This is a genomic window from Phormidium sp. CCY1219, from assembly GCF_055795085.1.
This window is the reverse complement of record NZ_JAYFEQ010000728.1, coordinates 1-7,930: the sequence shown is the minus strand read 5'-3', so window position 1 is coordinate 7,930 and position 7,930 is coordinate 1. Positions and strand designations below refer to the sequence as shown.

Here is a 7,930-nt window from a genome sequence, read left to right as displayed (position 1 = left end):
GGGGGGAGAACTCCTCCCTACGCATAAATGACGAGGGTTTCCGTTCTCCCCCTTACCAACCCTAATTTCTGATGAAGAAATTATTAATCTGTAATTCTTCATTCTCTAGCCCCTGAGGACTTGCGATCGCCCAGGTCGCCAGATTGAATCGAGACAACCCCCCCAAACCCTTGTCCCCTGGATAAGCGGGGTGGGCTACAGCGGTGAACCAATACCGGGTAAACCGCAGGAGGGGGGGGAGAGAAAAAAGCCTTATCGTCCGCCAACCACTACATTTTTAATGCGAACGTGGGGACCGCCGACACTCACGGGAAGCGGAGACTGACCGCCTTTCCCACAGCCCCCATTGAGATAAACCGCATCATTTCCGATCGCCTCGATATCCTTTAACGTTTGGAAGACATTGCCGGTGAGCGTCACATCGCTGACCGGTTCAGCAATTTCGCCATTGCGAATCATGTAGCCTTCGGCGGCGGCGAAGGTGAACATTTCGCCATTGGTTTGACCGCCGATCATGCGGACGGCATAAACCCCCTCATCGATATCGCGGATAGTCTCCTCGAAAGAGCGATCGCCCGCTTCAATCGCCGTATTCGTCATCCGCACGATCGGGGGATAAGTGGCACCGATCGCCCTTGCATTGCCCGTAGGTTCTTCGTGCATTTTGCCCGCCGTTTCCCGGTTGTGCAAGCGTTGGGTGAGCACCCCATTTTTAATCAAATACTTGCGTTGTGCCGGCACCCCCTCATCATCGTACTTCAGCGAACCCGGCAGATTGGGAATCGTCGCATCATCCACCACATTGAGCTGTTCGATCGCCACCGGCTTGCCCAATTGCAGTAATTCCTGCATGCGGGGATTTTCGTAAACGAAATCCGCCTCCGAGAGATGGCCAAACGCTTCGTGAATGAAAACCCCAGCCAGATAGGGGTCGAGAACCACCGTATATTGGCCGCCTTTCACCGATTTGGCTTCTAACTGACGAATCGCCCGTTCTGCAGCACTGCGAACCCGGTCCTCGATATTGGAGAACGCATCGTAATCCGAACGAGAGTGAATGGATTCGTAGCCTTGACGGACGACCGCGCCATCGCCGCGCGCGATCGCGCCAAACCCGCCAGAGACATTCAAGCGTTCTTGGGCAATACAGGTGCCGGTGGAATTGACAAAATACGAGATCCCGAAGCGATCGCGGTAACTCGACATCGTAGTTTGAATGCGCGGGTCGAAATCCAGCAGCACTTGGTTGTAAGTTTCCACCATTTGCCGCTTGTCTTCCAGGGAGACCCCTCGCGGATCCCGGCCTAATTCCACCGCCACATAATCTTCAATCGGGTCCAGGGGTGCCAACTCGGTGGTTCCTTCACCAATCAGTTTCGCTTGGGAGATCGCTTCTTCGATCCGGTCTTTCAGTTCGGTTAATCCGTTAAAGGTGACGAAACTCCAGCCTCCTTTATGGCAAGCGCGAATTCCCCCGGCGAGGGAGAGATTGCGATTCACCGAGTCCAGGCGAGGCCCGCGAAACGAGATCGAATTGGATTCGCTTTGTTCCATGCGGATTTCCAGATAGTCCACGCGATCGCGATAAGGGGCGATCGCATCGCGTAAGCGATCGAGCATTGAATTATTCACCAGCTTGCTTTTTCCTCGTGGGTTTGTCTCAACGTTAATTTAAAATTTCCTTTTTTTAGTGTAGATCGCCGCGATGGGCGCAAGGGTTAGCCCCTGGATCGGCGGGTCGGTTCAGTGGCGATGAGAAAGCGGGTTTTTCCAGCCAATGTGCCCAGATTCGCAACCCATGAGAGACAAACCGCGAATCGAGGGGGATAATCCGCGCCATCGGCAACCCAGTTTTCAATGGAAATTCCCCTGGGGTAGGATGCTGCAGACCGATTGCCCTGCACCGAAAATAGCTGGTAGAATAAAGCTTTGAGGGTGAAATCAGGAGCGAAATCAATCGGAGAAACCCTGCCCCTTGCGCCCTTGGAGGAAAGGGAGCACAGTGGAAAAAGCGGCTATCTCGCTCTTGGACGGCGATCGTGCTAGATTATTGCGCGGTGAGTACCCCGAATCAAGTTTTAAGTCACTCATACTAAGGACATTTAAGATTGATGGATTGGGAAAACGCCCAACTGATTTGCACCCTCTCTGAGCCATCGGGGCCTGTAGCGACGATCGCCTTTACTGCCGATGGGTCGGCGATCGCGATTGGAAGCTGTGACAGTGCAGTGAAATTGCTGCAAGTACCCAGCGGCGATCGCGCCTTCACCTTGTTTGGTTATCCCTTGGGCGTCAACTGCATCGCCATGAATCCGCGATCGCCCTTAATTGCCGTGGGCGCGCCAGATGGAACCGTAGAGCTATGGCAGTTTCAGGAACGCAAGCGCGTAGGACAATTCAGTGGAGATGGACGAGTCACCGCCGTTGCCTTCAATCCCGATGGAACCCTAATCGTCACCGGCAGCGATAACTCATTTGTGGATACCCTGTTTGCCACCCCCGCCAAGAAGCCTCATCCTCCGGTGGAAGATAGTAATGGAGGGACGATTAATATTTGGGGCGTGATGGATGGGCAGTTGCGAAAAAGCCTCTCCTTGCCCGATGCACCAGTCAACGCGATCGCCATCAGTCCCCAAGGACAATTCTTCGCCAGCGGTCATCGCGACGACACCATCAAACTCTGGCATCTGCCCAAAGGCACCTTGAGCGGAACCCTGCACGCCCATGCCGATGCCGTGTATTCCGTCGCCATCGGACCCGACGGCGGAACCCTTGCCAGTGGCAGTGGCGATCGCAACATCCATATTTGGCAGATTCCGGAAAATTCCACCCTGCCCCAACAGCCTCAGCTTACCCTCGAGGGTCATACCGATGTGGTGTACTCCCTCGCCATCAGTCCCGACGGGAACACCCTTGCCAGTGGTAGTGGTGACGGCAGCATCAAACTGTGGGATTTACGCACCGGCTTTGCGATCGCGACCCTCAACAGCGAATCCACTTCCCCCCCCGCCGTGATGTCCGTCGCCTTTAGCCCCGATAGTCACACCCTCGCCGCCGGCAGTAGCGACGGGGAAATTAAAATCTGGCGCATCGCCACTGCCGCTCAATCCGCTTACACTTAAATTGCATAATTCCTCCACCGAAATTAAAGCTATTCTCCTGGGAAAAACTTCTGGCCGCCCAGCATGACCGGGAAACCCCCGTTTGCAGATATCCTTCAAACGCCTGATAAACTCATCACCGAATTTGGGTCAGCAAAACTCTTTATTAAGCAGTCATGCAAAATAAATTGCACATCGATTATTGAGGTTTGTAGGGTGGGCCGACACGAGAACTTCCGGCGCGCGAGGCACTTCCGAAAATGGCGAGGCCCACCCTACCCTCTGCAATTATTTTTGCCCGAGTACATAAATAAATAAGCCCCCTTCGGCGAGCTAGGTTTGGATTTAGCCCTACCCTTCTCGGGAGTGGGGAGTTTTGAATTTGGAGAATTTATCGGTAAACTTGACAGCATGAATTGCCCTAAAACCGGGGATAAATTCGCAGGGCGTGCCAGGGGGGGAAAGCAGTTTAAATGTAAAATGAACGGAAAGCGATCGCCCGCCACCCCAGGGAAAAACGCCCCCAGAAGCAGCCCGATTGGCGATCGGCCACTGGAAATAGAAATAGCAGTGGAAGCGGGGGTGAAAACCGAACAGGGCGATCGCAAATCCTCGACTTTACATGGTTTTTCCCGCGATTCCCTGTTTCCCCTTCCCGGTTCCCTGCTATAAGATAAAAGTTTGACCCATTCAGCTCTGAGAAGATGGCAGAAACCCTTTTTTTTAACGCCCTCCGTGAAGCCATAGACGAAGAAATGGCTCGCGATCCAACAGTATTCGTACTGGGAGAAGACGTCGGTCACTACGGTGGATCCTACAAAGTCACCAAAGACCTGTACAAAAAATATGGCGACCTGCGGGTCCTCGACACCCCGATCGCCGAAAACAGCTTTACCGGACTCGCCGTGGGTGCCGCAATGACCGGACTACGACCCATCATCGAAGGCATGAACATGGGCTTCTTGCTCCTCGCCTTCAACCAAATCGCCAACAACGCCGGCATGTTGCGCTATACCTCCGGTGGCAACTTCAAAATGCCGATGGTGATTCGCGGTCCGGGCGGCGTAGGGCGTCAGCTTGGCGCAGAACACTCCCAAAGACTCGAAGCCTACTTTCAAGCCGTTCCCGGCTTAAAAATCGTCGCCTGTTCCACCACCTACAACGCCAAAGGACTGCTCAAAAGCGCCATTAGAGACAACAACCCAGTGTTGTTCTTCGAGCATGTCCTCCTGTACAACCTCAAAGAAGACCTGCCATCCGACGAATATCTCGTCCCCTTGGACAAAGCTGAAATCGTGCGCAGCGGATCCGACGTCACCATCTTGACCTATTCCCGGATGCGTCACCACGTTTTGCAAGCCTTGCCCCAAATGGAAAAAGAAGGATTAGATCCCGAAATCATCGATTTGATTTCCCTCAAACCCTTGGATCTAGACACCATTGGTGAATCCATCCGCAAAACCCATCGGGTCATCATTGTAGAAGAATGCATGAAAACCGGCGGCATCGGCGCAGAAATCATCGCCTCGATTAACGAGCGATTTTTTGACGAACTCGATGCCCCAGTGTTGCGGTTGTCCTCCCAGGATATTCCCACACCCTACAATGGAAACTTAGAGCGACTCACCATCGTGCAACCGCCGCAAATCGTCGAAGCGGTGCAGAAAATGGTCGCCCTACAGATATAAAGTTATGGAATGCAGAGTTTTGAGCGTTGAGTGAAAATTCCCAACCAAACGCTCACCTCAAAACTCTACCCGCAGGTAAAGCTATGAAAAAACAGCGTTCGCTATTGGCCTTAATTTTGGTCCTCGTCATCGCTGCCATTACAGTGCTGGTGCAGGTGCCATTACGCCTGGGATTGGATCTTCAGGGAGGGTCGCAGCTTACCATTCAGGTGCGACCCTCCGAAGAAGTCAAGCAAATCACGCCAGAAGTGATGGAAGCGGTGCAAAGCGTGGTCAGAAACCGCGTGGATGCCCTGGGGGTATCCGAACCGGTGGTCCAAACCGTTGGCACAGATCAGATTTTGGTTCAGCTTCCCGGCGTCAGCGACCCCGAACAAGCAGAACGGGTCCTCGGAGGCACCGCCGTACTCGAGTTTCGCCGCGAAACCCCCAACGACGAAGTGCAGGCACAACTCAACGTCCGCCAGCAAGAACTGAGTCAATTATTGCTCGAACAAGCCGCATTGGAAGAATCTGGCGGTGAAGAGGCATTCGCAGCTTCCCAAGCTGCAGTGCAGGAAAAGTCGGAGCAAATCCAGGCCCTTTACGAGCAACTGTACGAACGAACCAGGTTAACCGGGAAAAATCTGGAAAATGCCTATCCACAACCCGCCCAAGCTGGGGATAATTGGAATGTGGGACTCGACTTCGATGACGAAGGCGGTAAACTCTTTGCTGAGTTAACCCAAAGTCTCGCCGGAACCGGTCGCACCCTGGGGATTTTTCTCGATCGCCAGTTGATTAGCTCCCCGATTGTCCCTCCGGAATTTGCCGAAACCGGCATTACTGGCGGACGGGCGGTGATTCAAGGTCGCTTTAGCGTCCAAGAAGCTAATGAACTGGCGGTGCAATTGCGCGGCGGTGCTTTGCCCGTGCCGGTGGAAATCGTGGAAAACCGCACCGTAGGGGCAACTCTGGGTCGCGACAGCATCGTGAGCAGCATTTATGCCGGCCTCGGCGGCTTGATTTTGGTGCTGATTTTTATGGTGGTTTATTACCGCCTCCCGGGTGTACTGGCAGATTTTGCCCTGGCTATCTATGCTCTGCTGACTTTGGCCACGTTCTCTATCTTTGGGGTAACGTTGACTCTCCCGGGAATTGCTGGGTTTATTCTCAGTATTGGGATGGCAGTGGATGCCAACGTGCTGATTTTCGAACGCACGCGAGAAGAGTTGCGCGCGGGGAAGAGTTTGTATCGTTCGGTGGAATCCGGCTTTTATCGCGCTTTTTCTAGCATTCTCGATAGTAATGTGACGACTCTGATTGCTTGTGTGGCTTTGTTTTGGTTGGGTGCGGGTCTGGTGAAGGGCTTCGCTCTTACCCTGGGAATTGGGGTGGTGGTGAGTATGTTTACGGCAATTACTTGCACTCGCTCTCTTTTGTTTGTCGCGATCGGCTTTGACGAACTGCGAAAACCACAACTGTTTTGCCCGAATTTATCCACTGTAAAGAAAGCTCGAGCAGAGGCAGGTTGATGAGATTAAATGTTATCGAACAGCGCAAGCTGTGGTGGAGTGTCTCCGCGATCGCTCTGGTCATTGGGTTGCTGGCAATGGCGATTTCTTGGACGCAAATTGGCGCACCCCTGCGTCCCAGTCTCGATTTTGCCGGGGGCACTCGCTTGCAGTTAGAACGGGATTGTACCATTCCCAATGCCTGCGATGACCCGATTGACCCCGGTACGGTTCGCGATATTTTGGCCGATCGCGGATTGGGTAACAGCAGCAGCATTCAAGTGCTCGGCGAGGATAAGCAAGCCCTCTCCATTCGCACCTCTACCCTGGATGTAGACGAACGCACCCAACTGGTGGATTCCCTCGAAGCTCAACTGGGGACTTTCGATCCGGAAAAAAATCAAATCGATACCGTCGGTCCGACTATCGGACGTCAGTTGTTCGCTAAGGGCCTTTTGGCTCTGGTTGTCTCTTTCGCCGGCATTATTCTCTATCTCAGTTTCCGCTTTCAGTTCGATTACGCTTTATTCGCGATCGTCGCCCTGTTCCACGATGTGGGTATCGCTTTGGGGGTTTTCTCGATTTTGGGATTGACTCTGGGCGTGGAAGTGGATAGCTTGTTCATTGTCGCCCTCCTGACGATTATCGGTTTCTCGGTTAACGATACGGTGGTGATTTACGATCGCATCCGCGAAACCACCAAGCGCGAAGGAGTGACTCACTCGATTGACTATATTGTGGATGAATCGGTCAATCAAAGTCTTTCGCGTTCTATCAATACCTCGTTAACCACCATGCTCTCTTTGGTGGCCATTTTTCTCTTCGGCGGCGAAACCCTCAAGTATTTTGCCCTCGCTTTGATTATCGGCTTTAGTGCAGGTGCTTATTCGAGTATCTTTATCGCCAGTACCCTGCTTGCTTGGTGGCGCGAACGTCAAGAGTCAAAAATTCCCGTTCCCGCCGATGGCCCTCCGGAACTGGTGGATTCCGAACCGGAATCTAAGGACATTTAGTCCCTCTTATGCTGCCAATTTTTGTACCTAGGGTACAGAAATTGGCGCGCGGGTTGCATCCTTACAAACGCTGAAAGTTACACGCTTTCCACTCTTCTACACAGATGCACCACCATGACTCCTTCTCAAGATTCCCCCAACCCAACCCCTTCTCTGGCTTCCTTGACACAGGATCCCACCTTCGTGGGGCAAGTCCAGCGATTGCATGAAATGACTGTGGTTGCCCGCTGGCTGTTCGTCCTTTTCCTATGGCTCACTGTGGGTTCTTTGAGTTTGTGGGCATTGCGATCGGACATTCAACAGTTGCTCGACTACTTTACCTGGGCCGCATTGCGCTACAGCTTCAGTTTGTACTACAACCCCATCCCTACCCTCGGACTCCTCATTTGTATCGGCATGACCCTCGGTGTCTTGGTTTGGCAAAGTCGCAATATTCTCTTTGGACTCCCCGACAAGGAGCGATCGCGTCTGCAAAATCAAGTCCTCCGCATTCGCCACCAGGGTCCTTCTCATCCCCTCTGGAAAATCATTTGCTCCAATTAACCGCAACTCCCAACCATTGCTAATTTTTTTTAGAAGTGGTAAAATAGTCAGTAAAGCTCGGTGGGTCAGGCAGGGCATATAAGCAATAATTG

The 7,930-nt window shown here is 52.9% G+C and carries 7 protein-coding genes; 6 read left to right on the top strand and 1 reads right to left on the bottom strand.

Annotated elements, in window-relative coordinates; translation table 11 throughout:
- Nucleotides 1–252: 252 nt before the first annotated feature.
- Nucleotides 253–1,620: a TldD/PmbA family protein gene (locus AC0QH1_RS22085; RefSeq protein WP_324633503.1), complete on the bottom strand. Its 1,368-nt coding sequence runs from the start codon at nucleotides 1,618–1,620 to the stop codon at nucleotides 253–255.
- 491 nt (nucleotides 1,621–2,111) lie between these two features.
- Here AC0QH1_RS22085 and AC0QH1_RS22080 point away from each other — a divergent pair, with 491 nt between their 5' ends.
- The 6 genes from AC0QH1_RS22080 to AC0QH1_RS22055 all read left to right on the top strand — a co-directional run bounded on the left by AC0QH1_RS22080 (nucleotide 2,112) and on the right by AC0QH1_RS22055 (nucleotide 7,838).
- Entirely contained in the window at nucleotides 2,112–3,122 is a 1,011-nt protein-coding gene (locus AC0QH1_RS22080; protein WP_324633502.1) for a WD40 repeat domain-containing protein, read from the top strand.
- Between the two features lie 459 nt (nucleotides 3,123–3,581).
- A complete protein-coding gene (locus AC0QH1_RS22075) occupies nucleotides 3,582–3,773 on the top strand; it encodes a hypothetical protein (protein ID WP_324633501.1) in 192 nt (63 codons plus the stop codon).
- Between the two features lie 32 nt (nucleotides 3,774–3,805).
- A complete protein-coding gene (locus AC0QH1_RS22070; RefSeq protein ID WP_324633500.1) occupies nucleotides 3,806–4,789 on the top strand; it encodes an alpha-ketoacid dehydrogenase subunit beta in 984 nt (327 codons plus the stop codon).
- Nucleotides 4,790–4,872: 83 nt separating this feature from the next.
- On the top strand, nucleotides 4,873–6,303 hold the full coding sequence (secD, locus tag AC0QH1_RS22065) for a protein translocase subunit SecD (protein WP_324633499.1): 1,431 nt from the start codon (nucleotides 4,873–4,875) through the stop codon (nucleotides 6,301–6,303).
- Nucleotides 6,303–7,295, top strand: coding sequence for a protein translocase subunit SecF (gene secF / locus AC0QH1_RS22060; protein ID WP_324633498.1), 993 nt, complete (start codon nucleotides 6,303–6,305; stop codon nucleotides 7,293–7,295). Before secD ends, secF begins: the two co-directional genes overlap by 1 nt.
- Before the next feature lie 114 nt (nucleotides 7,296–7,409).
- Entirely contained in the window at nucleotides 7,410–7,838 is a 429-nt protein-coding gene (locus tag AC0QH1_RS22055; protein ID WP_324633496.1) for a hypothetical protein, read from the top strand.
- Nucleotides 7,839–7,930 lie beyond the last annotated feature (92 nt).

Coding starts and splice junctions, on each gene's coding strand:
- AC0QH1_RS22085 (WP_324633503.1), bottom strand. CDS start 1,620: ATGCTCGATCGCTTACGCGATGCGATCGCCCCTTATCGCGATCGCGTG.
- AC0QH1_RS22080 (WP_324633502.1), top strand. CDS start 2,112: ATGGATTGGGAAAACGCCCAACTGATTTGCACCCTCTCTGAGCCATCG.
- AC0QH1_RS22075 (WP_324633501.1), top strand. CDS start 3,582: ATGAACGGAAAGCGATCGCCCGCCACCCCAGGGAAAAACGCCCCCAGA.
- AC0QH1_RS22070 (WP_324633500.1), top strand. CDS start 3,806: ATGGCAGAAACCCTTTTTTTTAACGCCCTCCGTGAAGCCATAGACGAA.
- secD (WP_324633499.1), top strand. CDS start 4,873: ATGAAAAAACAGCGTTCGCTATTGGCCTTAATTTTGGTCCTCGTCATC.
- secF (WP_324633498.1), top strand. CDS start 6,303: ATGAGATTAAATGTTATCGAACAGCGCAAGCTGTGGTGGAGTGTCTCC.
- AC0QH1_RS22055 (WP_324633496.1), top strand. CDS start 7,410: ATGACTCCTTCTCAAGATTCCCCCAACCCAACCCCTTCTCTGGCTTCC.